Annotated in this window: 23 protein-coding genes and 1 tRNA gene; 11 read left to right on the forward strand and 13 right to left on the reverse strand. The window is 62.9% G+C overall.

The window, feature by feature from the left end:
• The first annotated feature begins 56 nt into the window (after positions 1 to 56).
• Together NKI05_RS29160 and NKI05_RS29165 are read left to right on the forward strand one after the other, a co-directional pair.
• Positions 57 to 569, forward strand: a complete 513-nt coding sequence (locus tag NKI05_RS29160) for a MaoC family dehydratase (RefSeq protein WP_444848965.1) — start codon at positions 57 to 59, stop codon at positions 567 to 569.
• Complete coding sequence (locus NKI05_RS29165) at positions 569 to 1,444, forward strand: HpcH/HpaI aldolase/citrate lyase family protein (protein ID WP_023815387.1); 876 nt, start codon at positions 569 to 571, stop codon at positions 1,442 to 1,444. The genes NKI05_RS29160 and NKI05_RS29165 overlap by 1 nt, the downstream gene beginning before the upstream one ends.
• On the opposite strand, the gene NKI05_RS29170 is transcribed toward NKI05_RS29165, so the two are convergent.
• A complete protein-coding gene (locus NKI05_RS29170; RefSeq protein WP_023695448.1) occupies positions 1,441 to 3,342 on the reverse strand; it encodes a CASTOR/POLLUX-related putative ion channel in 1,902 nt (633 codons plus the stop codon). The genes NKI05_RS29165 and NKI05_RS29170 overlap by 4 nt on opposite strands.
• Positions 3,343 to 3,450: 108 nt before the next feature.
• Positions 3,451 to 4,035: a nitroreductase family protein gene (locus tag NKI05_RS29175; RefSeq protein WP_023695449.1), complete on the reverse strand. Its 585-nt coding sequence runs from the start codon at positions 4,033 to 4,035 to the stop codon at positions 3,451 to 3,453.
• A 163-nt stretch (positions 4,036 to 4,198) separates the two neighbouring features.
• On the opposite strand from NKI05_RS29175, the gene NKI05_RS29180 reads away from it, so the two are divergent.
• Positions 4,199 to 5,161, forward strand: coding sequence for an RgsD C-terminal domain-containing protein (locus NKI05_RS29180; protein WP_023815388.1), 963 nt, complete (start codon positions 4,199 to 4,201; stop codon positions 5,159 to 5,161).
• Between the two features lie 59 nt (positions 5,162 to 5,220).
• Here the strand turns inward: NKI05_RS29180 and NKI05_RS29185 are convergent, their stop codons facing one another.
• Positions 5,221 to 6,159 (reverse strand): lysophospholipid acyltransferase family protein, encoded by a 939-nt coding sequence (locus NKI05_RS29185; protein ID WP_023815389.1) that lies wholly within the window; start codon positions 6,157 to 6,159, stop codon positions 5,221 to 5,223.
• An 85-nt stretch (positions 6,160 to 6,244) separates the two neighbouring features.
• Positions 6,245 to 8,218 carry a threonine--tRNA ligase gene (gene thrS / locus NKI05_RS29190; protein ID WP_023815390.1) on the reverse strand — a complete coding sequence of 658 codons (1,974 nt, stop codon included), beginning with the start codon at positions 8,216 to 8,218 and terminating at the stop codon, positions 6,245 to 6,247.
• Between the two features lie 206 nt (positions 8,219 to 8,424).
• Between thrS and NKI05_RS29195 the strand changes: the two genes are divergently transcribed.
• On the forward strand, positions 8,425 to 9,261 hold the full coding sequence (locus NKI05_RS29195; RefSeq protein ID WP_023815391.1) for an SAM-dependent methyltransferase: 837 nt from the start codon (positions 8,425 to 8,427) through the stop codon (positions 9,259 to 9,261).
• A 13-nt stretch (positions 9,262 to 9,274) separates the two neighbouring features.
• On the opposite strand, the gene blaOXA is transcribed toward NKI05_RS29195, so the two are convergent.
• The 3 genes from blaOXA to NKI05_RS29210 all read right to left on the reverse strand — a co-directional run bounded on the left by blaOXA (position 9,275) and on the right by NKI05_RS29210 (position 10,898).
• The gene (blaOXA, locus tag NKI05_RS29200) at positions 9,275 to 10,090 is read right to left on the reverse strand and encodes a class D beta-lactamase (RefSeq protein ID WP_023667616.1); all 816 of its coding nucleotides are present in this window, start codon (positions 10,088 to 10,090) and stop codon (positions 9,275 to 9,277) included.
• Between the two features lie 157 nt (positions 10,091 to 10,247).
• Complete coding sequence (gene yidD / locus NKI05_RS29205) at positions 10,248 to 10,616, reverse strand: membrane protein insertion efficiency factor YidD (RefSeq protein WP_023667617.1); 369 nt, start codon at positions 10,614 to 10,616, stop codon at positions 10,248 to 10,250.
• Between the two features lie 123 nt (positions 10,617 to 10,739).
• The gene (locus tag NKI05_RS29210) at positions 10,740 to 10,898 is read right to left on the reverse strand and encodes a hypothetical protein (protein WP_023667618.1); all 159 of its coding nucleotides are present in this window, start codon (positions 10,896 to 10,898) and stop codon (positions 10,740 to 10,742) included.
• A gap of 94 nt (positions 10,899 to 10,992) precedes the next feature.
• Between NKI05_RS29210 and NKI05_RS29215 the strand changes: the two genes are divergently transcribed.
• Positions 10,993 to 11,910: a LysR substrate-binding domain-containing protein gene (locus tag NKI05_RS29215; RefSeq protein ID WP_023667619.1), complete on the forward strand. Its 918-nt coding sequence runs from the start codon at positions 10,993 to 10,995 to the stop codon at positions 11,908 to 11,910.
• A gap of 27 nt (positions 11,911 to 11,937) precedes the next feature.
• Here NKI05_RS29215 and tolA read toward each other — a convergent pair whose 3' ends face one another.
• On the reverse strand, positions 11,938 to 12,330 hold the full coding sequence (gene tolA, locus NKI05_RS29220; RefSeq protein ID WP_155923149.1) for a cell envelope integrity protein TolA: 393 nt from the start codon (positions 12,328 to 12,330) through the stop codon (positions 11,938 to 11,940).
• A gap of 40 nt (positions 12,331 to 12,370) precedes the next feature.
• Positions 12,371 to 12,817 (reverse strand): iron-sulfur cluster assembly scaffold protein, encoded by a 447-nt coding sequence (locus tag NKI05_RS29225; RefSeq protein WP_023691130.1) that lies wholly within the window; start codon positions 12,815 to 12,817, stop codon positions 12,371 to 12,373.
• Positions 12,818 to 13,058: 241 nt separating this feature from the next.
• Between NKI05_RS29225 and folE the strand changes: the two genes are divergently transcribed.
• From folE to NKI05_RS29240, 3 genes are all read left to right on the forward strand, one after another.
• Positions 13,059 to 13,694 carry a GTP cyclohydrolase I FolE gene (gene folE, locus NKI05_RS29230; RefSeq protein WP_023667622.1) on the forward strand — a complete coding sequence of 212 codons (636 nt, stop codon included), beginning with the start codon at positions 13,059 to 13,061 and terminating at the stop codon, positions 13,692 to 13,694.
• Between the two features lie 35 nt (positions 13,695 to 13,729).
• Positions 13,730 to 14,188, forward strand: a complete 459-nt coding sequence (gene hisI, locus NKI05_RS29235; RefSeq protein ID WP_023695458.1) for a phosphoribosyl-AMP cyclohydrolase — start codon at positions 13,730 to 13,732, stop codon at positions 14,186 to 14,188.
• Positions 14,189 to 14,272: 84 nt separating this feature from the next.
• On the forward strand, positions 14,273 to 15,244 hold the full coding sequence (locus tag NKI05_RS29240; RefSeq protein WP_023667624.1) for a patatin family protein: 972 nt from the start codon (positions 14,273 to 14,275) through the stop codon (positions 15,242 to 15,244).
• A gap of 15 nt (positions 15,245 to 15,259) precedes the next feature.
• Here the strand turns inward: NKI05_RS29240 and recJ are convergent, their stop codons facing one another.
• The 4 genes from recJ to NKI05_RS29260 form a co-directional block, all read right to left on the reverse strand.
• Positions 15,260 to 17,044, reverse strand: a complete 1,785-nt coding sequence (recJ, locus tag NKI05_RS29245; protein ID WP_023815392.1) for a single-stranded-DNA-specific exonuclease RecJ — start codon at positions 17,042 to 17,044, stop codon at positions 15,260 to 15,262.
• A 250-nt stretch (positions 17,045 to 17,294) separates the two neighbouring features.
• Positions 17,295 to 18,608, reverse strand: a complete 1,314-nt coding sequence (locus tag NKI05_RS29250; RefSeq protein ID WP_023815393.1) for a homoserine dehydrogenase — start codon at positions 18,606 to 18,608, stop codon at positions 17,295 to 17,297.
• 50 nt (positions 18,609 to 18,658) lie between these two features.
• Complete coding sequence (locus NKI05_RS29255) at positions 18,659 to 19,876, reverse strand: LL-diaminopimelate aminotransferase (RefSeq protein WP_023681615.1); 1,218 nt, start codon at positions 19,874 to 19,876, stop codon at positions 18,659 to 18,661.
• 90 nt (positions 19,877 to 19,966) lie between these two features.
• On the reverse strand, positions 19,967 to 20,377 hold the full coding sequence (locus NKI05_RS29260) for a hypothetical protein (RefSeq protein WP_023667627.1): 411 nt from the start codon (positions 20,375 to 20,377) through the stop codon (positions 19,967 to 19,969).
• Between the two features lie 97 nt (positions 20,378 to 20,474).
• Between NKI05_RS29260 and phaC the strand changes: the two genes are divergently transcribed.
• The 3 genes from phaC to NKI05_RS29275 all read left to right on the forward strand — a co-directional run bounded on the left by phaC (position 20,475) and on the right by NKI05_RS29275 (position 24,190).
• Entirely contained in the window at positions 20,475 to 22,310 is a 1,836-nt protein-coding gene (gene phaC, locus NKI05_RS29265; protein ID WP_023815394.1) for a class I poly(R)-hydroxyalkanoic acid synthase, read from the forward strand.
• Positions 22,311 to 22,669: 359 nt separating this feature from the next.
• On the forward strand, positions 22,670 to 23,791 hold the full coding sequence (locus tag NKI05_RS29270) for a D-Ala-D-Ala carboxypeptidase family metallohydrolase (protein ID WP_245261858.1): 1,122 nt from the start codon (positions 22,670 to 22,672) through the stop codon (positions 23,789 to 23,791).
• 324 nt (positions 23,792 to 24,115) lie between these two features.
• Positions 24,116 to 24,190, forward strand: a tRNA-Glu gene (locus NKI05_RS29275).
• Positions 24,191 to 24,215 lie beyond the last annotated feature (25 nt).

Raw genomic sequence — 24,215 nt, forward strand, 5'->3', positions numbered from 1 at the left:
CCCCAGGAATGACCCTAGGCAGAAATGGTTTACGAACGGTTCACCATGTTTATTAACTGGCTTGCGGGTGGCATGGGCAGCGCCTATCAACCGTCAGGCAGCGGAGGAGAAAAACGATGCCCGGGCTTTATCTCGAAGAGTTCGTCGTCGGACATGTCTTTCGGCACACGCTGCGCAAGACCGTCACCGAAAGCGATAACATGCTGTTCTCGGTGATGACGCTGAACCCGCAGCCGCTGCACATCGACTTCGACTTCGCCGCCAAGAGCGAATGGGGCAGACCGCTGGTCAATTCGCTGTTCACGCTCGGCCTGATGATCGGCATTTCCGTCAATGACATCACCGTCGGCACCACAATTGCCAATCTCGGCATGAAGGAGACGGTGTTTCCGCACCCGGTCTTCCACGGCGACACCATCCGTGTCGAAACGACGGTGCTCTCAGTCAGGGACTCGAAATCGAAGCCGGACCGCGGCATCGTCGAGTTCGAGCATCATGCCTACAATCAGAACGATGTGCTCGTTGCCAAATGCACGCGCCAGGCGATGATGATGAAAAAGGCGGCCTGATGCGCTCGCTGCTGTTTGTGCCCGGGGATTCCAAAAAGAAACTGGAGAAGGGTTTTGGCGCCGGCGCCGACGTGGTCATCGTCGACCTTGAGGATTCCGTGGCGCCACAAAACAAGCCGTCGGCACGCGACATCGCAGCACGCTTTATTGCCGGCAACAGGCAGCAGACAAGCTCCGCCATCTATATCAGAGTCAACGACCTATCGACCGGGTTGACCGACGATGATCTGGCCGCCCTGGTTCCAGTCAAACCCGACGGCATCATGCTGCCGAAGTCGAACAGCGGCCAGGATGTCCAGCAGCTATCCGTAAAGCTCCGCGTACATGAGGCCGAAAACGGATTGCCGGATGGCGCGATCAAGATCCTGCCGATCATTACCGAGACCGCTGCTGGGTTGCTGGCCGCCGCGACCTATGCCGGGGCAAGCGCCAGGCTTGCCGGCCTCACCTGGGGTGCCGAAGATCTGTCGGCGGCGATCGGCGCGCAGGCTGCGCGCGACGACAACGGCCGCTACACCGATGTCTTCCGCCTTGCCCGCACCATGACCATCCTTGCCGCCGGCGCAGCTGAAGTCGCGGCGATCGACACGGTTTTCCCCGCCTTTCGCGACATGGCCGCCTTCGAAGCCGAATGCACGGAGGCCGAGCGTGACGGCTTTACCGGCAAGATGGCGATCCATCCGGCGCAAGTGCCGGTCATCAACGCCGCCTTCACGCCATCGGCGGAGGCAGTGCAACGCTCGCAGGCCATCGTCGCGGCCTTCGAGGCGGCCGGAAATCCCGGCGTGGTCGGCATTGACGGCAAGATGTATGACCGGCCGCATCTCAGGCTCGCCGAACGGCTTCTGGCTCGCGCCAAGGCAGTCCGGGTTTAGTCCCGCGCCAGCACGATGACCCGGTCCTCAGGAAGGTAGGCCAGCGCTTGCGACTTCAACGGGTTGACGGTGACGCCGCCCAGAGCCCGCTCATCACTCTGCGCAGCGCGAACGCGCCTATGTCCGATGGCGATCTCGCCGCGCAGCCGCGCCGATTCCGCGATCGTCCAGAACGTCACCGGCTGATCGGTGGCGACATAGTGGCCGACCGGACGCATGTAGATTTCGGAGCCCTCCTCGTCGAGCAGGTCATCGAAGATCGCTGCGAGATGCTGGTTCTCCGATGCCTGCGCCAGCATCAGGCTGACCAGCCGGTTGCTGACGACGAAGTCATCGGCCTTGGTCACCGCCGCCAACTCGCGGTTGCGCACGTCGATCATTTCGCTGACAATCGAGATATGCGTGCCGGCATCGTCTGCGATTTTGCGCAAATGCAGCAGCGTCACCAGCGTGCGCGTATCGGCGGGCTGCGCTGCCATGGTCTCGCTGTAGCCGAGGACGAGCACGTGGTCGTAAGAAGGCACGTCCAGACTTGCCAGTGCTGTTCTGCTCGACGTGTCGGTGATGCGGCAGGAAACCGCCAGATTGTCGCCGACGACCGGCAGTCCGGCAACTTCCTGCTCGAGGCCAGGCGTATCGGCGGCGATGGTCAGGATTGACCCAGGTGCGACGTAGCGCGACAGTTCATAGGTTATGATCGGACCGCGCCGGTTCCAGCCAAGGATCAGCGTGCGCTCCGGCTTCGCCTCGATGGGCTGATGGCGAAGAATCGCCGCGGCATCGATCTTGGCTCCGGCGCTTCCCAGCTTGATGGCGGCATCGTCCTCGGCAATGATGATGGCGCGCATGTCCTTGCCGATTACCAGCTCCGACGGCGGGTTGAGATTGACGCGCCCCTGCTGGTCGCAGAGCCCGATCAGCGCGCAATGCTCATACGCCATCACTGCCTCGCCGAAGGTCTTGCCGGTGAGATCAGGCTGCTCGGTCGTGTAGATTTCGCAGCCGTCGAAATCGAGCAGCTCCGAATAGACGCCGCTGAGACCCGACTGCCGGCTCGAATGCACGACGATGCGCGAGATCAGCTGGTCGGCCAGGACAAGCTGTACCTCGGCCCCGCCGACGACGCGGGCGACCTCGGCGTTCTTTCCGTCGCGGATCTCGGCGGCGATGTTATAGGGCGCCGTGCGCCGGTTCGGGTCGTTGGCCAGCGCCAGCACCGTCTTGATCACCTGCGAATCCGGGTCGTCGCCGTCCGGCGACAGCACGATGATCGAGCGCGAGGTCTGCGGGTTGACGATGGCCAGATCGTAGAGGTCGGTCGGGTCGCCGCTGCGGCAGATGATGCGTGTATTGCCCAGTCTGCCGACTTTGGCGGCGATCTCGTCCTCCATCACCACCTTGTCCATATTGGCCATGACGACAATGCGCGGATGGCGGCGGCTGGCATTGGCAATGACGAGTTCGGAGATGACGTCGAAGATCGACGGCGACCAGTTGAGGATGATGGTGTGGTCGCTCTCCAGCACCCGCGAACGGCCCTTGCGCAATTCATCGAGCTTGCTGTCGACGCCGGCGCTGAGCACGCCGATGAGGGCCGACACGACGAAGATGCCGGCGAGCGTGACAAAGAGCATGACGAGACGAAAGGCCCAGCCGGTGTCGCCGCCCATCGTGCCGGAATCGAGCGTGCGCATCAGCGATTCCCAGAATGCTTCGAAGAAGTTCAACGGCTCGCCGCCCTCCGGCGCAATGCGGGTCACCGCAAGGAAAGCCGCGGCGGCAATGATGATCAGCAGCGAAGCAACTGCGAGCCAGCCGATCAGCGCGATCGGGCCGGCGGCCATGCTCTTGTCAAACCCGTAGCGCAGCCGGGTTCCCAGCGAGTCTCGTTTCTTCATGTCGCCGGCAACCCCCAATATTCCCCATGGTCGATGCGCCGACCCCAACGCATCGCCGAAGCCGCTGTCTTAGCCGGTGTTTAAATAAAGGGGAATCGCTTTCGGGTGTCAGTCGTTCCACGGCCCCGCATAATCGGCATAGAGCTTTGCCGGATCGGGCCGCGGCCGTTCCGGCGCCGGTCCCTGATAGGAGCCAATATGGATAAACCCGACAACACGTTCCTGTGGCGCCAGTCCCAGCAGCGCCCGGCCCTCCGCCACGTCGGAATACCAGTTGCTGATCATGTTGGTGCCATAGCCCAGCGCATTGGCTGCGATCATCAGGTTCATCGCCGCCATGCCGCCGGACAGGAACATTTCCCATTGCGGGATTTTTGGATTGTCCTTCGGAACCGACACCACGCCGATCACCAGCGGCGCGCGGGAAAACCGCGCCAGCTCCTGGTTGCGGCGGTTTTCCGGCAGCGGCCCTTCGCGCTGTTCGGCGAGCGCCGCCAGCTTCCTGCCGATCTCGAGTCGCGCCTCGCCGCGATAGAGGATGAAGCGCCACGGCTCCAGTCGGCCGTGATCGGGCACACGGCTTGCAGCCGCGATCATGGTCGCGATATCGCCATCGCTGGGCGCCGGTTCCTTCAATTCAGGAATCGGTGCGGAGTTTCGGGTCAGCAGGAAGTCGATGATCGGCGACGCCATGGGGCCAGGTCTCCTAAAGCACTCGATTTTGAGCTGAAGCGCGCCATTGCGGGTGGGGCGGCTCGTGCATTCGCGCGGACGCGCCGGACGAAAGAGCCGTTGCCAAGGCGGATCGGACTCTTAAGCCTTGAAATTGCCACCGCCTTGGGCTTCAACGCAAGGCATGTTTGAGGGGACATCGCGCCTTTTCCTGATTTGGCTCGCCGTAGCGCTGTTTGCGCCGGCCTCGATGGCCATGGCGCAGAATGCCGACGGCATCGGCAATCTGAAACTCCCCGATATTTCGAGCTATGCACCGCCCAAGGGCGAGACGCCGCTGGCACTAGGTGGCGGCGGCGCCATAACGCTGTCGGCCCAGTTGACCGACAAGGGCGCCGACATCACGCGCGGCATCGTCTGGCGCGTCTTCAAGCCCGAGGCCGCCGGCGACGGCAAGCTGCCGATGGTGGCTTCCGCGCATGGCGGCAGCGCCGTGTTCCAGCTCGAACCCGGCAGCTATCTGGTCCACGCCTCATACGGACGCGCCGGCGCCACCAAGCGCATCACCGTCGGCAAGGACGCCAGGCGCGAAAGCCTGGTGCTCGATGCCGGCGGCCTCAAGCTCGACGCGGTGCTGTCGGGCGGCGTGCGTATTCCGCCGAAAAAACTGCGCTTCTCCATTTACGAGGGCACCGCCGAGGCCAATGGCGACCGCGCTTTGATCATTCCCGATGTGGAGCCCAACAGCGTCGTGCGGCTCAACGCCGGCGTTTATCATGTCGTCTCCACCTATGGCGCGGTCAATGCCGTCATTCGCTCCGACATCCGTGTCGAAGCCGGCAAGCTGACCGAAGCCACCGTCGAGCATCGCGCGGCGGAGGAGACCATGAAGCTGGTGCGCGAGACCGGCGGCGAGGCTATCGCCGATACATCCTGGTCGCTGCTCAACGAATCCGGCGATCCGATCAAGGAGGCCGTCGGCGCCTTCGCCTCGATGGTGCTGGCCGAAGGCCAATACACCATCATCGCCAAGAACCGCGACCGCATCTACCAGAAGGATTTCACCGTGGTCGCTGGGCAGAACCAGGAGATCGAGGTGCTGGCCACTGATGCCTCTGCGATCGATCCGGAGGAAGGCGCCGACTGACCGGCGCGCCCATTGGCATCGGTTTGGCTGCTCAGTTGAAGTGGTAGTTCAGGGCTACGTCAGGCGGCCTTGCACAGGCGGCGCTTCAGGAAGTGGACCCGGCCGCGCGGCGCGTCGGGCGCTAGGTCGAAGACACCGCGATGAAGACGGTCGAGCAGCGTCTTGCGGTCGCGCAATGGCTCCAACTCATCCCAGCTCAGCACATCGCCGACGCGCACGTCGATCGCCTTGCCGGACAGCCGCGCAAATTCGCGGATGAGCATTGAAAGGCGCAACGTCAGCGACGCCTTGCCGACGAATTTCGCCAGCCTTCCTTCGCGCTCGGCCATGTTCATCGGACCGCTGACCAGATGGAACAGCCGGCCGTTCTGACCTGAAAAATGCATCGGCACCACCGACGCCTTGGCGTCCTGCACGAGGCGCGCCGGAAACATCTTCCACGGCAGGTCGCGCGCCCGGCCAAAGCCTTTCGGCGCGGTGGCGACGCCGCCGGCCGGAAATACGACGATGGTGACGCCCTCTTTCAACAGCCGCACTGCCTCGTGGCGCACCGCCATGTTGTTCTTCACCGCGTCCTTGGTCTCGGAAAAGTCGATCGGCAGCGAGTACGGTTCCATCTCGCGGATCTTCAGCAGATCCTTGTGGATCATGACGCGGAACGGACGCCCGAGCTGCTCGACGAGCGACAGCACGGCAATGCCGTCGCCAATGCCGAACGGGTGGTTGGCGACGATCACCAGCGGCGTGTCGGGCAGCCCCGCCGGCGGCCACTGATCGGTGCTGCGCACCTTGACGTCGATCAGCTGCAGCATGCGGCTGAACACCCGCTCGCCGGTCGGCGCCACCTGGCGGCGCCAGAAATCATAGAGCGCGGCATACCGGTCGCGCCCCGACAGACCTTCAATGGAATGGATGAACCAGCGCGTCAGCGCCGGCTGGCTCGCATTGGCGTAGGAGAGTTCGGGAAACGGTCTTTCCCGTATCTTCAGCTTGAGCATGGGGGCTCGTTACAAGGTTGGCGTGACAGGCATGTGAAAATGGCGGTGGATCGCTCCACCGCCATTTCTCCGAAATATTGATTGCTCAGGCCGCGTTGCGCCTTCGGTCGGGCGAAACAGCCTCGTCGGAAAGCAGCTTCAGCGCGTCGGCCAGCTTGAGCGATTCCTGATCGCGCGAGCCAAGCCGGCGGATGTTGACCGTCTCCTCCTCCGCCTCGCGCTTGCCGCAGACGAGGATCACAGGAACCTTGGCCAGCGAATGCTCACGCACCTTGTAGTTGATCTTCTCGTTGCGCAGATCCGGTTCGGCCAAAAGTCCTGCCGCCTTCAACTGTGCGACAACCTTTCGCGCATAGTCGTCAGCATCCGAGGTGATCGTCGCCACAACCACCTGCAGCGGCGCGAACCACAGCGGGAAATGGCCGGAATAATGCTCGATCAGGATGCCGAGAAAGCGTTCCATCGAACCGCAGATGGCGCGATGCACCATCACCGGCTGCTTCTTTTCCGAATCCGAACCGATGTAGAAGGCGCCAAAGCGTTCCGGCAGATTGAAGTCGACCTGCGTGGTGCCGCACTGCCATTCGCGGCCGATGGCGTCCTTCAGCACATATTCGAATTTCGGCCCGTAGAAAGCGCCCTCGCCCGGATTGATCGAGGTCTTGATGCGGTTTCCCGATCGCGTCCTGATCGTATCCAGCACGTTGCCCATGATCGCCTCGGCATGATCCCAGGCCTCGTCGGTGCCGACGCGCTTATCCGGCCGCGTCGACAGCTTCACGCTGACATCGTCGAAGCCGAAATCGGCGTAGGTCGACAGGATCAGATCGTTGATGCGCAGGCATTCCGCGGCCAGTTGCTCCTCGGTGCAGAAGATATGCGCATCGTCCTGCGTGAAGCCGCGCACGCGCATCAGCCCGTGCAAGGCGCCGGACGGTTCGTAGCGATGCACATTGCCGAATTCCGCAAGCTTTACGGGCAGATCGCGATAGGATTTCAACCCATGCTTGAATATCTGCACGTGGCCCGGACAATTCATCGGCTTCAGCGCGAACACGCGGTCGTCGTCGGTGTCGTCGCCGGCCACCGTCACCTTGAACATGGCATCGCGATACCAGCCCCAGTGGCCCGACGTCTCCCACAGGCTCTTGTCGAGAACCTGCGGTGCGTTGACCTCCTGGTAGCCTTGCTCGTCGAGGCGGCGGCGCATGTAGTTGACCAGATTCTGGAACATCTTCCAGCCCTTGGCGTGCCAGAAGACGACGCCCGGCCCCTCTTCCTGGAAATGGAACAGGTCCATCTCGCGGCCGAGTTTGCGGTGGTCGCGCTTCTCTGCCTCTTCCAGCATCGTCTGGTAGGCATCGAGTTCAGCTTGCTCGGCCCAGGCCGTGCCGTAGATGCGGGTCAGCATGGGGTTGTTCGAATCGCCACGCCAATAGGCGCCGGCCACCTTCATCAGCTTGAAGGCGTTGCCGATCTGCCCGGTGGAGGCCATGTGTGGGCCGCGGCAGAGGTCGAACCAGTCACCCTGGGAATAGATCTTGAGATCCTGGTCTTCGGGAATGGCGTCGATCAGCTCGAGCTTGTAGCGCTCGCCCTTCTCGGCAAAGACCTTTTTCGCCTTGTCGCGCGACCAGACTTCCTTGGTGAACGGCTTGTTACGCGCAATGATCTCGCGCATCTTCTTTTCGATCACCGGGAAATCGTCAGGCGTGAACGGCTCGTTGCGGGCGAAGTCGTAATAGAATCCGTTCTCGATCACCGGCCCGATGGTCACTTGCGTTCCCGGCCACAGTTCCTGCACGGCCTCCGCCAGCACGTGTGCTGCATCATGACGGATGAGCTCCAGCGCGCGCGGATCGGTGCGGGTGATGATCTCGACCTTGCCGGACTTGCCAAGTGGGTCGGAAAGATCGCGAACGGTGCCGTCGATCGCATAGGCGACGGCTTTCTTGGCCAGCGACCTCGAGATCGATTCGGCGAGGCCTGCACCGGTCATCGCCGCGTCATAGTCGCGGACGGAGCCATCGGGAAATGTCAGGGAAACGGAATTCAGCATTTGTATCTCCTATCCAGTCCCGCAAACGAGCGCGGGTGGTCGTGGTGTGAAGCCGGAGGCATCCGGCAGCGGGCGGGTTTTAGAGGCCACGCGGCATCAGGTAAAGAGCCCTCGTTGGCGCAGCTGTCAGGAAATGGCGCGACAGATGTCGCATGCCAGTCGCACAGGCTTGCGAATTTCCCCGACACGAGGTTGGAATCCCCGGCATGGAAGACGCAAAACCCAGCCGAACCGCCTTGGGCGTCGCGCGCATGCGGGCCTTCCACCAGTTCTCGCAGCAGGCGGCGCTGTTTCGCGACCCATATGCGAGTGCGATACTGGGCGATGCCGCACCGACGGTGCAGGAGCTCGAGCAGGAAGGTGAGCGCAGCCGGCGCATGCGCCTGTTCGTGGCAGCGCGCGCCCGCCTCGCCGAGGACTGGCTGGCTGCGGCGGTGCGCCGGGGCGTCCGGCAAGTGGTGGTGCTCGGCGCCGGCCTCGACACTTTCTCGCTGCGCAATCCGTACCCTGATGTCGCGGTGTTCGAAGTCGATCACCCGGCGACACAGGCCTGGAAACGCAAATGCATCGCCGATGCTGGTCTTGCCGAACCCCGGGCCACCATGTTCGTGCCGGTCAACTTCGAGCGCCAGCGCCCCGCGGATGAACTGACGTCGGCCGGTTTGCGGCAGACCGAGCCCAGTTTCTTCATCTGGCTGGGTGTCGTTCCGTATCTGAGCCAGGACGCAATCTTCAGCACCCTGTCCTGGATTACCGGCATGCCCGGTTCGGAGGTCGTCTTCGACTACAGCGAGCCGGCCGAGAACCGCGATGCGGCTGGACAGGCTGCCCTCTCTTTCCATGCGGCGCGCGTCGCCGCTGCCGGAGAGCCCTGGATCAGCTTCTTCGTGCCCGCGGCACTGGCGCAATCGCTGCGCGAGCTCGGCTTCGATGAGATCGAAGATCTGGAAAGCAGCGACATCGCCGCCCGCTTCTCCAGGACGCCAAAGGCGGATACAAGGAATTCCGGCGGCCACATCCTTCGTGCCCGCCGGAGCACTTGAAGCTAAAGCAAGTTCACTTCACCAGTTGCGGCAACTCCCTCAGTAACGCCGCGCGTGTCGCCGGGCCTTTCGGCATGTCGATCGGCTTGGTGTCGACGACCAGCCGGGCGAAGACGATCCGGCGGCCGCCCTTTTCGGCCCAGCCGACGAACCAGCCCAGCGCGCGCTTGTCCTTGCTGTTTCCCAGCCTGGTGCTGCCGGTCTTGCCCCGCACCGTCCAGCCGCCGGCCTGGAAAGTCGGCAGGATGGCTCGGGTCATCTCATGCGCCTTGGCAGAAACCGGCATCTTGCCGGCGAGCAGCTGGCGCAGGAAGGCTGTCTGTTCGACCGGCGATATCTCAAGCGAGGAATTTATCCAGGATTGCGTGAGCCCGTTGTCCTTGTCGGCATCGCCCGAGACATCCATGTTGCCGTAGCCGAATTTCGAGACGTAGCCGGCAAAGCTTTTTGCGCCGAGCCGGCGCACGATCTCGCGCGAATACCATACGATCGAGTCGCGCTCCCAGATAGTCGGGTCGACGGCTTTGTGGTCGCGGCTCACGGCCCTGAATTCAGGCTTGTAGTCCCAGGTCGGCGTATGCGCATCGCTCAGGATACCGCTGTCGTAGCCGATCAGCGCCAGCGGCACCTTGAAGGTAGACGCCGGGCTGACGCGTTGGTCGCAGACGCCGCTTTGATAGAGCGTCTCGCCGCTCGCCGCGTCCTGGATAAGCGTGCAGGCGACATCGCCAAGCGGCGCCGATTGCGCCCGCATCGGAAATCCCAGAAACCAGGCCAGCAGGAAGAGGACCGCGGCAATGATGAAGGGATGGGTTTCGATCCGACGCATGTGGGCTCTCCTGGGAATGAACAGGAGGCGCTTAGCGAAGTGTCTTGGCTCGATTTTGACTCAAATGCGCAGTCTTTGTGCAGCCCGTTGTTAACCTTACCGGATTGTAAAGAAATGCCGCGCTGGCGATCTGGATCAGGGACCAGCGCGCCCGCCGTCAGGCCTCGCCGCGCTTCCTGCCGATCTGCCAATAACGCCATGGCATGAACCAGACATAGCGCTGATCGAGTACCTCCGGCACGCGATCGATGCCATGCGAACCGAAAGGGCCGCAGCGCAGCACGCGGAACAGCCCCATGAAGCCGCCGGCCCACAGACCATGGCGGGCGATCGCCTCATGCGCGTATTCGGAACAGGTCGGCAGATGCCGGCAGGAATTGCCGACAAATCCGGACAGCGTCAGTTGATAGAGGCGCACCAGCGACGTGCCGAAAATGCGGCCGGGTGTTTTGCGCCAGGGACCGGGCCAGTTGCGCCCGCGCCGGGTCCGTCCGGCGGCATGCACATGCCGATGCTGGTCGCCCACCGCAGTCTCTTTCCGAACGCGACCCGAAACCGGCTTCCGGGTCAGCTTGCGTTTCCAAACCGATAGATGTGAGCTTCGGCCGGCAAACGCAATCCTCTTCACTCACTCGCCTCTTTGTCGGCTTCAGGGTCGCGAGCGGCGAAAGGGATGCCGCTCCGCTGGAGCCGCCCAGCGGGTGGCCGGCCTTTGCTCGGTGCGCTGCACATGATGCTGCCTGTCGCCACGCCATTGAAACGTCGCGATCCGCATCACATCGCCAAAGATTTCCAGAAACTGGATCATGTCCGTGTCTCCTCTAAGAGCGGATTAGACGCCCGCTGGCCTTCGCCTTCAAACGAGTATAATTTCCGGTTCGGATAACTTCGGGTTATGCGAAATGAAGCGCGGACGGTTGCCCCTGACGGCGTTGCGAAGTTTCGAGGCAGCCGGCCGGCAATTGAGCTTTAGCCGGGCCGCCGAGGAGCTGTTCGTCTCGCAGGCCGCCATCAGTCGGCAGATCCGCGAACTCGAGCAGTTCCTGCACCAGCCCTTGTTCCACCGTCATCACCGCCGCGTCGAGTTGACCGAGGCCGGCCAGCGCCTGCTCGATCAGCTGGTCAGGAGTTTCGATGACATCGACAGGCTGCTTTCGGACCTGGTGGCTGTTCCGGCGCAGTCGGTGGTCCGCGTCAGTGTCGAGCCGTCGCTGGCCTCGGTATGGCTGTTGCCGCGGCTCAACCGCTTCAGCCAGTTGCGGCCCGATATCGACGTTTCCCTCGAAGTTGACCCAAGGCCGATCGAGTTCCGCAGCGATCAGCCCGAACTCGCCTTGCGCTTCAGCGCGCGCGCCACCTCATGGCCGCGCAGCGAGGCCGAATGGCTAGCCTCGACCGTCGATTCACCGGTCCTGTCGCCGGCCTTGCTGGGATCGGGCCCTGCCCTCGAAAAGCCGCTCGACCTTGCCCGCTACACGCTGTTGCACGAGGAAAATCGTCAGGGCTGGGCGCGCTGGTTCGAAGCGGCTGGCGTCGCCGCCGACGCCATTCCGGCGCGCGGCCCTATGCTGGCGGATGTGTCGCTGTCGAAGCAGGCCGCCCTGCTCGGCCACGGCGTGGCGCTGGGCGACCTCTTGCAGATCGGCGAGGAGATTGCGTCCGGCGCGCTGATCAAGCCGTTCGACATCGACGTCGCATCCGGCGCCTACTGGCTGGTGGCCAGGAGTTTGAAGGACCTGCCGGAGCCGGCTAAGGCCTTTGCCGACTGGGTGAGAAGCGAATTTGCCGAAAGCAGACGGGCGCAGGAACAGCAGACCTAAGCCGTCGTGCTTCTTAAGCCCTCGGTTCTATTTCTGCTGCGCGCCGGATGACATCACTCGGCCGTCGAAATTGACCGTCGTCTCGCGCCAAGCCTGGTAGCTATCGGCATAAATCGCAAGGCCAATGAAGGGCGCACAACGGGTAATCGCCCGAACTGCGCTGTCATCGAACTTCTTGCCCTGTGGTTCTGTTGCAAGATTGAGTACCTTCGGCGGCGCCGCCAGCGAACCATCCCGGTTAAAGCTGATTTTGACGCGTGTGGCCACAAGTTCGTCGCCGACGGGGATAATCCAGCAGCCAGCCAGCTTGTCAGCGAGGTAGGCGGCAGCCTTCTGCTGCGAGGCGTTTTCTGCGCCGGCAGCATAGCCACTCGTGACCAGCGAAACCACAAGGCCCGAAGCCACCATCAACCAATGCAAACACTTCCTCCGTCATGTCCTGCGCGAAGCCCGCGCTATGTCACGCTGCTTCTTCTGCGCGTTTCTTCTCGATTTGACCGATGGCATCGACGACCGCATCGAAGGTCAGCATGGTCGAGGCATGGCGCGCCTTGTAGTCGCGCACCGGCTCCAGATATCTCAGATCGGCAAAGCGGCCTTGCGGCGGCGCGCCGTTTTCCTTGAGCATCTTCAGCATGGTGTCGCGCACCGCCCGCAATTCGTCGGCGCTGGCGCCGATGACATGTTGAGCCATGATCGAGGACGAGGCCTGGCCGAGCGCGCAGGCCTTCACGTCATGCGCGAAATCGGTGACGACGCCATTGTCCATCTTGAGGTCGATGGTCACCGTCGAGCCGCACAATTTGGAATGGGCCTTGGCCGTCGCATCCGGATGATCGAGCCGGCCGACGCGGGCGATGTTTCCGGCAAATCCCAGAATTTTCGCATTGTAGACGTCGTCAATCATATTTTTCCAATCCGTCGCCGCCAAGCGAACAGCGATTGCCGTTGTACCGTCTTTCATTCGCTGCGTACGACCATATATAATGGTGGCAGTCGGGTATCGACAAGGCAACGCAAAGCCATCGTCCTTGCCCATTTCGTTCACGCCGCTTGCGGGCTGGAAACCGGGCGAGTTTTCAGCACCCGAAAGGTCGTGGTCCGTTCAACTCGTTCCTCCTGAGAGAGGAACTACGGGAGACGCCTTTATGGATGCCGTCATCAAGAAAATAATGCCCCCTTCCGACTATCTGGACAAGCCGGTCACCGACAGGCCGAGCGAAGCCGAGGTCGAGGCCGCCGTGCGCACGCTGTTGCGCTGGACCGGCGACAATCCGGACCGCGAGGGCCTGATCGACACGCCCAAGCGCGTCACCAAGGCCTTTCTCGAAATGTTCAACGGCTATGACATGTGCCCGGCCGAAGAGCTCGGCCGCACTTTCGAGGAAGTCGCCGGCTATGACGATCTCGTCATCGTCAGGGACATCCAGTTCCACTCGCATTGCGAGCACCACATGGTGCCGATCATCGGCAAGGCGCATGTCGGCTACCTCCCGGATGGCAAGGTCGTCGGCCTGTCCAAGATCGCCCGTGTGGTCGATATCTTCGCCCATCGCCTGCAGACTCAGGAGGCCATGACCGCACAGATCGCCGGCGTCATCCAGGACGTGCTCAATCCGCGCGGTGTCGCCGTCATGATCGAGGCCGAGCATATGTGCATGGCCATGCGCGGCATCCGCAAGCAGGGCTCCACCACGCTGACCTCGACCTTCACCGGCGTGTTCAAGGACACGCCCGAGGAACAGGTCCGTTTCGTCACCATGGTGCGCGGCCTCGGGGCGTAAGCCTCTCGCCGGCATCGCTAGATCAAGGACCGGCGATGTCGGCACTAACATTTCCCAAGGCTCCATCAGACAAGAAGGCGCTCGAAGAAGGCGCGGTGTTTTCCCCGCGCTTCGATGCTGCCGGGCTGGTCACCGTCGTCGTCACCGACGCCGCTGACGGTATGCTGCTGATGGTCGCGCATATGAATGCCGAGGCGCTGGCGCTGACGCTCGAAACCGGCATCGCGCACTACTGGTCGCGCTCGCGCAGCACGCTGTGGAAGAAGGGCGAAACATCAGGCAATTTTCAGACCGTCGTCGAGATGCTCACGGATTGTGACCAGGACGCCATATGGTTGCGCGTCAAAGTGTTGGGCCACGACGCAACTTGTCACACCGGCCGGCGTTCATGTTTTTATCGGACGGTGGGGCTAATCGGCGGCAAGGCAACGCTTGCCGACGATGGCAGCACGCCGCTGTTCGATGCGGAAAAAACCTATCGGAAGCCCGCGTGAACCATTCAACAGTCGCAAACCACTCATATTCACTATTCTCAAACGTCCTTCCTGTAGAACGGACGCGGGACAAGGGAGATCATGATGCTCGAGTGGGCGTCATTGCGTAGCAGACCGGACGTGCGGGAGGCCAATGGCCCCTCATCGTCCGGCGGGGTGCCTGACCCGCAACCCGCGGGCAAGACAGGCATTTCGCTCGCGCTGGGCGGCGGCTGCGCACGCGGCTGGGCGCACATTGGCGTGCTGCGCGCGCTCGACGAAGCCGGCATCGAAGTCTCAATGATCGCCGGCACCTCGATCGGCGCGCTGGTTGGCGGCTGCTATCTCGCCGGCAAGCTGGACGAACTCGAGGAGTTCGCCCGCAGCCTGACCAAGCGGCGCATCTTCGGCCTGCTCGATCTCAATCTGCGCGGCAGCGGCCTGTTCGGCGGCATGAAACTGGACGTCAGGCTGCGCGAGCACATGGCAGGCATCCGCTTCGAGGATCTGACGAAACCCTTCGTCGCCGTTGGCGCCGAAATTCGCACCGGCCATGAGATCTGGCTGTCCAGCGGTTCGCTGATCACCGCGATGCGGGCTTCCTATGCGCTGCCCGGCGTGTTCGAACCGGTGAATTGCAACGGCCGCATTCTGGTCGACGGCGCGCTGGTCAACCCGGTTCCGGTTTCGGTCTGCCGCGCCTACGAGCAGCCGCTGGTCGTCGCGGTCAACCTTCACTACGATCTGTTCGGCCGCGCCGCCGTCATCAAGCACAGCGCCGGCGAACTGCTCATCGAGAAGGACGCGCCCCGGCCAGGCCAGGCCAGCCCCGACCACCAGCCGCACCAGAGCCGTCTCGGCATCACCGGCGTCATGGTCGAAGCTTTCAACATCATCCAGGACCGGATTTCACGCGCAAGGCTGGCGGGCGATCCGCCCGACATGTCGCTGCAACCGAAACTCAGCCATATCGGCTTGACCGAATTCCACCGCGCGGATGAGGCGATCAGCGTCGGTTACCAGGCGACGATGGCGCAGATCAGCGAGTTGAAGCGGCTGCAGACGGTTCTCGCTTAAACCAATTCGGCAATGTCAGGCTTTGGCTGCATCGGTGATGCGGAACTGCACCGTGCGGTTGCCGTTCCAATAATTCCCCGACAGCGAGCCGGCTACATGGATCGTGTTGCCCCTGTTCTTGAACAGGAATTCGCCCAGCGCGGTATCGACGGATCGAAAGGCGATGCCCTGGATGCGGCCGCCGCTTTCCGACTGCAGATCGGCCCGGATGTGGTTGGTGCCGACGGCCCGCGCGTCGGCCAGCCGATGGCGCGGCAGCGCGAACACCGGCGCGACATGGCCGGCGCCGAAAGGCCCGGCCTTTTCCAGTGCATCGAGCAAAGCAATCGTCGCGCCCTCGGCGGCGAGCGCGCCGTCGACGGCCAGACTTTCTTCGTCCTGCAGCCGGAACACTTCGGCCGCCGCGCGCTCCTCGAAGAAAGCACGGAGTTCGCCGAGCTTGGCGCGTTCCACCGTGATGCCGGCGGCCATGCCGTGGCCGCCGCCCTTGACGATCAGCCCGGCATCGGCGGCTGCGCGCACCAGCCGTCCGAGATCGAAGCCCGACACCGAACGGCCGGATCCGGTGCCGATGCCATTGGCGTTGAAGGCGATGGCGAAGGCCGGCCGCCGCGCATGGTCCTTCAGCCGCGAGGCGATCAAGCCGACAATGCCGGGATGCCAATTGGTGCTGGCGGTGACGATGATGGCCGGCCCGTTGCCGCCGGCAAGTTCGGCGTCAGCCTCGGCGCGCGCCGCTGCCAGCATCTCCAGCTCCATCTGCTGGCGTTCCTGGTTGAGCCGGTCGAGTGTCTCGGCAATGGTCCTGGCCTCAACCGGATCGTCGGTGGCGAGCAGCCGGCTGCCAAGTGCTGCATCGCCGATGCGGCCGCCGGCATTGATGCGCGGCCCAATCAGATAGGCGAGATGAAAGGTGCTTATCGGCTCACCGATGCGGGACACCCGCGCCAGTGCGGCGAGCCCCTCATTCTTCTGCTGCCGCGCCATCTGTAGTCCCTTGACGACGAAAGCGCGGTTCACGCCGATGAGCGGCACCACATCGCAAACCGTGGCCAGCGCCGCCAAGTCGAGCAACGACAACAGGTCCGGTGGCGCTGCGTCGGGCAATCGGCTGCGCAGGACCCTCGCCGTCTGCACCAGAGTGAGGAAGACGACACCGGCGGCGCACAGATGGCCTTGCCCGGAAAGGTCGTCCTCGCGATTGGGATTGACGACCGCGGTCGCCTCCGGCAGCGGGCCGCCGACCTGATGGTGGTCGAGCACCACCACATCGGCGCCTGCGGCCTTGGCGGCATCGATGGAGACAGCGCTGTTGGTGCCGCAATCGACGGTGACGATCAGCGTCGCGCCGCGCGAGACCAGTTCGCGCATAGCCTCCGGATTGGGGCCGTAGCCCTCGAAGATGCGGTCGGGAATGTAGATCTCCGAAGGCACCGAGAAATGCGTCAGGAAGCGCTTGAGCAACGCCGAAGAGGCGGCGCCGTCGACATCGTAGTCGCCGAAGATTGCCACCTTCTCCTTGGCCATGACCGCTTCGGCGATGCGGGTCGCAGCCTTGCCCATGTCGGTCAGCGAAGCCGGATCCGGCAACAGATTGCGGATCGTCGGATCGAGGAAGCGCTCGGCCTGGTCCGCGGTGACGCCCCGCCCGGCGAGCACGCGCGCCACAATGTCGGGCACGCCGTGGCCCTGCGCTATGGCGAGCGCAGTCATGTCCTGCCGCTCGCTCAACCGGTGTTCCCAGGAAACACCGGTCGCCGACTGCCTGACATCGAGGAAGAAGCGTTTGTCGCCCGTCATAGGAGGCGTAATCTATAGATTGTCATTTCCGGCAATATGCGACGGCTAAACAGGAAAGTCTCAAAACTTTTCCACATCCTGGTGACGCGCCTTGATCTCGCGGCTCACGCCTCCGCCCGAGCCCGATGATGATTGGTGGGTTCGACCTGAAATCTCAATCCGGCTCCAAATCAAAAAGATAGAGCATTATGGCGTCTGAACCACTTTTCAGCAGCAGCATCAATCGGTTAAAGGAGAAAAATGACTTGGCTTAGCCCGCACGCTCGATGCGGATAACCTGCGGCTTGTCTGTGAGGTGGCCGTCCTTGGTGATGCCGTCGACAGCCTTGCGCACGGCTGCTTCCGTGGTCTCGTGGGTGACCAGGATCACCGTCTTTTGCGCGTCCGTCTCGCCGCTGACGGCATGCTGGACGATCGATTCCAGCGAAATATCATTGTCGGCCATGCGCTTCGCGATCGCGGCAAAGACACCGATGCGGTCGTGCACGGTCAGCCGGATGAAATAGCCGCCGGCATGGCTGCGCATCTGCGCCTTCTTGTAGGGGCGCAGTTCCTTGGCCGGCAGGCCGAACACCGGACCGTGCTGGAAGCCCGGCCGGCTCTTTGCGATGTCGGCGATATCGCCGACCACGGCGGACGCGGTGGCGTTGCCGCCGGCGCCCGGGCCGGAGAGCAGCAGTTCGCCCAGAATGTCGGTTTCGATGGCCACTGCATTGGTCACGCCATGCACCTGTGCGATCACCGACGCGGTCGGCACCATGGTCGGGTGCACGCGCTGCTCGATGCCGCTGTCGGTGCGCTGCGCGACACCGAGCAGTTTTATCCGGTAGCCGAGATCGGCGGCAGCGCGGATATCGGCCTGGCTGATATTGGAAATGCCTTCCATGTAGATGTCGTTGGCGGCGATCTTGGTGCCGAAGGCCAGGCTGGTCAGGATCGACAATTTATGCGCCGTGTCATGGCCCTCGATATCGAAAGTCGGATCGGCTTCGGCGTAGCCCAGCCGTTGCGCGTCCTTCAGGCACTCGTCGAAGGAGATGCCCTCGGCCTCCATGCGGGTCAGGATGTAGTTGCAGGTGCCGTTCAGGATGCCGAAGACGCGGGTGACCGAATTGCCGGCCATCGCCTCGCGCATCGTCTTGATGACCGGGATGCCGCCGGCAACTGCCGCCTCGTAGTTGAGCAGCACGCCCTTCTTCTCGGCGATTTCGGCAAGCGCCACGCCGTGCTTGGCCAACAGCGCCTTGTTGGCGGTGACGACGTGGCGCCCAGCCTCAAGTGCTGCCTTGACCGACGAACGCGCCGGGCCTTCATCGCCGCCGATCAACTCGACAAAGACGTCGATGTCGGCGGTCTGCGCCATCTTCACCGGATCATCGAACCATTTGGCGGCGCTGAGGTCGACGCCACGGTCGCGCTTGGCATTGCGAGCCGAAACAGCGGTGACGATGACATCGCGTCCGCACTGGCGCGTCAGTTCCGCTGCCTTGTCGCGCAGCACGCGCGCCACCGAGGCGCCAACCGTACCCAGACCCGCAATTCCAACACGCAACGCTTCAGCCATGCCCGGCGACGCCCCTCAAAAAATCTGCTCGAATAAGATGTGCGGCGACTTTAGCGATGCGCGGCGAGCGGCACCACATTGTTCGGCTGCTTGGCGCTGGACGCCAGGAAGCGCTTGATGTTGCGCGCCGCCTGCCGGATCCGGTGCTCGTTCTCGACCAGAGCGATGCGGACGTGATCGTCGCCATGCTCGCCAAAGCCGATGCCCGGCGCCACCGCGACGTCGGCGTGCTCGATCAGGAGCTTGGAAAACTCAAGCGAGCCGAGATGCTTGAACGGCTCCGGGATCGGCGCCCAGGCGAACATCGAGGCAGCCGGTGCCGGAATGGTCCAGCCGGCGCGGCTGAAGGCATCTACCATGACGTCGCGGCGCTTCAAATAGACCTCGCGAACTTCGGCGATGTCGGCGCCGTCGCCATTCAGCGCATGCGCCGCCGCCACCTGGATCGGCGTGAAGGCGCCGTAATCGAGATAGGACTTCACCCGCGTCAACGCCGAGATCAGCCGCTCATTGCCGACGGCGAAGCCCATGCGCCAGCCAGGCATGGAGAAGGTCTTCGACATCGAGGTGAACTCGACGCAGACATCGATGGCGCCCGGCACCTGCAGCACCGAAGGCGGCGGATTGCCGTCGAAATAGATCTCCGAATAGGCAAGGTCCGACAGGATGATGATGTCGTTCTTCTTGGCGAAGGCGACCACGTCCTTGTAGAAATCGAGCGAGGCGACCAGCGCCGTCGGGTTCGACGGATAGTTGAGGATCAATGCCAGCGGCTTCGGGATCGAATGACGGACACCGCGCTCGAGCGCCGGGATGAAGCCGTCATCCGGCTCGACCTGCAGCGAACGGATGACGCCGCCCGACATGATGAAGCCGAAAGCATGGATCGGATAGGTCGGGTTGGGGCACAGGATCACGTCGCCCGGCGCGGTGATCGCCTGCGCCATATTGGCGAAGCCTTCCTTCGAACCGAGCGTCGCCACCACCTGCGTGTCGGGATTGAGCTTCACGCCGAAGCGGCGCTGATAATAGGCGGCCTGGGCGCGGCGCAGACCTGGGATGCCGCGGGAGGAGGAATAGCGATGCGTGCGCGGATCGCGCACCACTTCGCACAATTTGTCGACGATCGCCTTCGGCGTCGGCAGGTCCGGATTGCCCATGCCAAGGTCGATAATGTCGGCGCCGCGCGAACGGGCGCTGGCCTTCAGCCGGTTGACCTGCTCGAACACGTAGGGCGGAAGCCGGCGGACCTTGTGAAATTCTTCCATGTCAGTTCCAGACGATTTAAGATTGGCTTTAGCACAGTTGGCTTGGCTAGGCGCCTTTGGCAAAGACCGCTTTCGGCGCGCGATATAGCCTTATTTGCAGGTAGGGTCGAGGGCGGGATCGCATTTGGCTTCGATCTGCTTCAGCGTGTCCTTGCCATGGTTCTTCGCCAGCGAGTTCAGCGCCGCCGGGCTGGTGGACGGGGCACCGCCGCCGCCCTTGGCCACTTGCCCCTGCTGTTCGCCCTTCAACTGGGCAAGCTTGGCCTGCGTCTCCTCAGGGGTGAGTTGCTTTGCCGCCACCTGCGGTGGGATGTTGAGATTGGGATAAGAGCCGGTGTCCTGCGCGCCCTGGGTCAGGCCGACATTCATCCCGTTGCCGGTGTTGGCGCTCGTGCAGCCACTTGCCGCCAGCAGCCCTGGCGCCAGACAGGCGATTGCAACCGCGATGCGGCAAAAGCGGCCTGCCCCCGAAAAAATGGTCTCGCCGGTGTTAATCGTCATATTGTTTTCCTGGCAGCCGGGGTACAGCGCATTGGACCCGGTCAGATGTCCCATGATAATATGTCAAGAAAACGCCTCGGGAGGAACCCCGCGAGCCATGTCCAAAACACCTGATTCGAGCAAAGCGGAAGATGATCAATCTTCGACCGTCGAGCAATATCTGGTGAAAGACCCGGAACGCTTCGCGTTGAACATGGCGCGCATGGTCGAGCAGGCCGGCAAAGCCGCCTCCGCCTGGGCCGAGCCGCGCGAAAAGGGCGAGGTGCGCGATCATGTCGCCGAACCCGTGGTCGACATGGTAAAAACCTTTTCCAAGCTCAGCGAATATTGGCTGGCCGACCCGCAACGCGCGCTGGAAGCGCAGACGCGACTGTTCGCCGGCTACATGACGGTCTGGGGCAACGCCATCCAGAAGGTTAGCCCGAATGCCGAGGCGCCCGAAGATGCGGTCAAGCCCGAGCGCGGCGACAAGCGTTTTCAAGACCCCGAATGGGGTCGCAACGCTTTCTTCGATTTCCTCAAACAGGCCTATCTCGTCACCTCGCGCTGGGCGGCCGACCTGGTCGAGCACGCCGAAGGCCTCGACGATCACACCCGCCATAAGGCCAGCTTCTACGTCAAGCAGGTGTCCAATGCCATCTCGCCGTCGAACTTCATCCTGACCAATCCGGAGCTGTTTCGAGAAACCGTCGCCTCGAATGGCGAAAACCTGGTGCGCGGCATGAAGATGCTGGCCGAAGACATCGCCGCCGGCAAGGGCGACCTGAAGCTGAGACAAGCTGACTATTCGCCCTTCGAGATCGGCAAGAACATCGCGACATCTCCCGGCAAGGTGGTCGGCCGCAGCGATGTCGCCGAAATTATCCAGTACGATCCGACGACGGAGACGGTGCTCAAGCGCCCGCTGCTGATCTGCCCGCCCTGGATCAACAAGTTCTACATCCTCGATCTCAACCCGCAAAAGTCCTTCATCCGCTGGGCGATCGAGCAAGGCCATACCGTGTTCGTCATCTCCTGGATCAATCCCGACGAGCGGCACGGCGCCAAGGGCTGGGAAGCTTACATACGGGAAGGCCTGCAATACGGCCTCGACATGATCGAGAAGGCGACCGGCGAGAAAGAGGTCAACGCCATCGGCTATTGCGTCGGCGGCACGCTGCTGGCGGCCGCACTCGCACTGCTGGCACAGGAAGGCGACAACCGCATCAAATCGGCGACCTTCTTCACCACGCAGGTCGACTTCACCCATGCCGGCGACCTGAAAGTCTTCGTCGATGAGGACCAGGTGGCAGCGGTCGAGAAATCGATGAACGAAAAGGGCTACCTCGACGGCACCAAGATGGCGACCGCCTTCAACATGCTGCGCTCGGGCGACCTGATCTGGCCTTATGTCATCAACAATTACATGCGCGGCAAGGATCCCCTGCCCTTCGACCTGCTCTACTGGAACGCCGATTCCACCCGCATGGCGGCTGCAAACCACTCCTTCTACCTGCGCAACTGTTATCTCGAGAACAATCTGACTCGTGGCGTGATGGAACTCGCCGGCCGCACTGTGTCGCTGGCCGACGTCACCATCCCGGTCTACAACCTGGCGTCGAAGGAAGATCACATCGCGCCGGCCCTTTCGGTGTTTCTCGGCTCGCAATATTTCGGCGGCGACGTCGAGTTTGTGATGGCTGGTTCCGGCCACATTGCCGGTGTCGTCAACCCGCCGGCAGCCAAGAAATACCAGTACTGGACCGGCGGCAAACCGACGGGCGATTTTGGCCAGTGGCTCGCCTCGGCGGTGGAGCATCCCGGCTCCTGGTGGACGCACTGGCAGCACTGGATCGAAACCCAGGACGACACCCTCGTTCCGGCCCGCAAACCGGGCAAGAATATGAAAACCCTGGGTGATGCCCCCGGCACCTATGTGAAGGTCCGCGTGTAACGCCGGCACCTTTTGCAGGTGCCTGTGTGTAACGGAATGTAATGTCTGGTGAGTTGACGGGCCGGCAAAACGGGGCGAAATGGTGTCGTCAACCTTCAAGAAGCCTCAATTGGCCTCCAACGAGCAAATAATTCAGAGGCTTGCAGAATTGACACAAGTCTCGTTTCCGGTTTGGGAACACAAGGTTATTGGATGTGAACGTTTCGACGCCGCACCAATAGCAGGCCGACCGGACACCGAGGGGGAATCTAGTTTTGAAATCAGTAGGATCGCGTCTCGCGGGGAGAGAAGGTCGCACTATAGCGGCAGCGCTTTTCTCCGTGCTTCTGGCGTCCTGCACCTCCGCTGGCGACCCCACAATGTCCGCCGGCATGCCTGGCTACAACGCGACCGCTTCTGACATCGCCGCGGCTTCCGGCGCCAGCCCTGCGGCGCCGGGCGATTCGACCGTGCAGGTCACATCCACCGGGCCGCAGATGATGATGACGGCAGCGGGCGATGCGACACTGCCCGAGCAGGTCGCCTATGTGCCGGTGGCCAAGCCCGGCACCGGCTTCCCGGTCAATGTTCCCGCCGGCTCCGAAACCATTGTCGGCCAGACGCCGCAGTCGCTGCAGCAGTCAGCACAGACCGCGGCCGCAACGGACGCCGTGGCGCAGAAGATCGCCGCCGCCGATGCCGGCGTGACCGCACCGAAAGCGACGGCAGCGGCACCCGCGACCAACGAGGTCTACGTGACCGCCGCGCCCCAGCAGATCGACACGCCGAAGAAGGGCTTCCTGGCCTCACTGTTCAGCACCACGCCAACCTCGGCGGCACCTGCTCCGCTGGTCAACTCGCGCTCGGGCGAACAGCCTGCGGTTGCTTCCCAGAAGGCCGTCCCGGCAAAGCCGATCATCACGCTAGCGTCAGCCAATTCCGCCGACAAGCCCTTGCAGCTTGCCTCGCTTGGCAACGAGAGCAACCACATCACCGGCAGCGATGCCTTGCCCGGCGTGCGCCAGACGGCGCTGTTCGAGATCAAGCGCAAATCCGGCCTCGACGACGAAAGCGACGTCGACCTGAACGAGGACGAGGGTTCGGGCGGCGCCTATCAGGTGGCCTCCGCCGCCGGCCTCGCCCGGCTGGCGCCCAATGGCCTGTTGAAGCAAAACGAGAGCGTCGACGTCGCCTGCCTGAAGCCGTCGCTGGTGCGTGTGCTGAAGACCATCGAAGGCCATTACGGCCGCAAGATGATGGTCACATCAGGCTACCGCGACCCGGCCCGCAACCGCCGCGCCAACGGCGCCAAGAATTCGCTGCACATGTATTGCGCCGCCGCCGACATCCAGGTTCCCGGCGTCTCCAAATGGGAACTGGCGAGCTACATCCGAACCATGCCCGGCCGCGGCGGCGTCGGCACCTACTGCCATACCGAATCCGTTCACGTCGACGTCGGCCCCGAGCGCGACTGGAACTGGCGCTGCCGCCGGCGGGGTTAGCATCCCCATTCGGCAAACGGGCCGAGGGGCTGTTAGCAGCCCGCCGTTTTTTCCGATTACCTATCAGCGACGTTCGAGATTTGCCGAGGCACCCGCGACTTCGTCATCCTATGGCGAAGCAAGGAGCGCAGCGACGCAGCGCAGACGCGAGGATGACGACTGCGCGGCGCGTTCGTCCAAAGATGTGCAACGACGCGAGGCCAGAAAACCTGCGCTGGCTCACCAAACTGGCCGTTTTCGCCCCTCTTGAAAAAAGTTTCCGCATCTGGCGGCTGATGGGTTGCCGGTTGGCAACAACGCAATTATAAGCCGCTTCGTCTGAGCGCGCCCATCGTCTAGCGGTTAGGACACCGCCCTTTCACGGCGGTAACAGGGGTTCGATTCCCCTTGGGCGTACCAGATCTTTCAGGAAAACAAGAAGCCT

This window comes from Mesorhizobium sp. M0771 (genome assembly GCF_040320155.1).
Taxonomy (GTDB): domain Bacteria; phylum Pseudomonadota; class Alphaproteobacteria; order Rhizobiales; family Rhizobiaceae; genus Mesorhizobium.

Coding starts and splice junctions, on each gene's coding strand:
- NKI05_RS29165 (WP_023815387.1), top strand. CDS start 569: ATGCGCTCGCTGCTGTTTGTGCCCGGGGATTCCAAAAAGAAACTGGAG.
- NKI05_RS29170 (WP_023695448.1), bottom strand. CDS start 3,342: ATGAAGAAACGAGACTCGCTGGGAACCCGGCTGCGCTACGGGTTTGAC.
- NKI05_RS29175 (WP_023695449.1), bottom strand. CDS start 4,035: ATGGCGTCGCCGATCATCGACTTCCTGCTGACCCGAAACTCCGCACCG.
- NKI05_RS29180 (WP_023815388.1), top strand. CDS start 4,199: ATGTTTGAGGGGACATCGCGCCTTTTCCTGATTTGGCTCGCCGTAGCG.
- NKI05_RS29185 (WP_023815389.1), bottom strand. CDS start 6,159: ATGCTCAAGCTGAAGATACGGGAAAGACCGTTTCCCGAACTCTCCTAC.
- thrS (WP_023815390.1), bottom strand. CDS start 8,218: ATGCTGAATTCCGTTTCCCTGACATTTCCCGATGGCTCCGTCCGCGAC.
- NKI05_RS29195 (WP_023815391.1), top strand. CDS start 8,425: ATGGAAGACGCAAAACCCAGCCGAACCGCCTTGGGCGTCGCGCGCATG.
- blaOXA (WP_023667616.1), bottom strand. CDS start 10,090: ATGCGTCGGATCGAAACCCATCCCTTCATCATTGCCGCGGTCCTCTTC.
- NKI05_RS29210 (WP_023667618.1), bottom strand. CDS start 10,898: ATGATCCAGTTTCTGGAAATCTTTGGCGATGTGATGCGGATCGCGACG.
- NKI05_RS29215 (WP_023667619.1), top strand. CDS start 10,993: ATGAAGCGCGGACGGTTGCCCCTGACGGCGTTGCGAAGTTTCGAGGCA.
- NKI05_RS29225 (WP_023691130.1), bottom strand. CDS start 12,817: ATGATTGACGACGTCTACAATGCGAAAATTCTGGGATTTGCCGGAAAC.
- folE (WP_023667622.1), top strand. CDS start 13,059: ATGGATGCCGTCATCAAGAAAATAATGCCCCCTTCCGACTATCTGGAC.
- hisI (WP_023695458.1), top strand. CDS start 13,730: ATGTCGGCACTAACATTTCCCAAGGCTCCATCAGACAAGAAGGCGCTC.
- NKI05_RS29240 (WP_023667624.1), top strand. CDS start 14,273: ATGCTCGAGTGGGCGTCATTGCGTAGCAGACCGGACGTGCGGGAGGCC.
- recJ (WP_023815392.1), bottom strand. CDS start 17,044: ATGACGGGCGACAAACGCTTCTTCCTCGATGTCAGGCAGTCGGCGACC.
- NKI05_RS29250 (WP_023815393.1), bottom strand. CDS start 18,608: ATGGCTGAAGCGTTGCGTGTTGGAATTGCGGGTCTGGGTACGGTTGGC.
- NKI05_RS29255 (WP_023681615.1), bottom strand. CDS start 19,876: ATGGAAGAATTTCACAAGGTCCGCCGGCTTCCGCCCTACGTGTTCGAG.
- NKI05_RS29260 (WP_023667627.1), bottom strand. CDS start 20,377: ATGACGATTAACACCGGCGAGACCATTTTTTCGGGGGCAGGCCGCTTT.
- phaC (WP_023815394.1), top strand. CDS start 20,475: ATGTCCAAAACACCTGATTCGAGCAAAGCGGAAGATGATCAATCTTCG.
- NKI05_RS29270 (WP_245261858.1), top strand. CDS start 22,670: ATGTCCGCCGGCATGCCTGGCTACAACGCGACCGCTTCTGACATCGCC.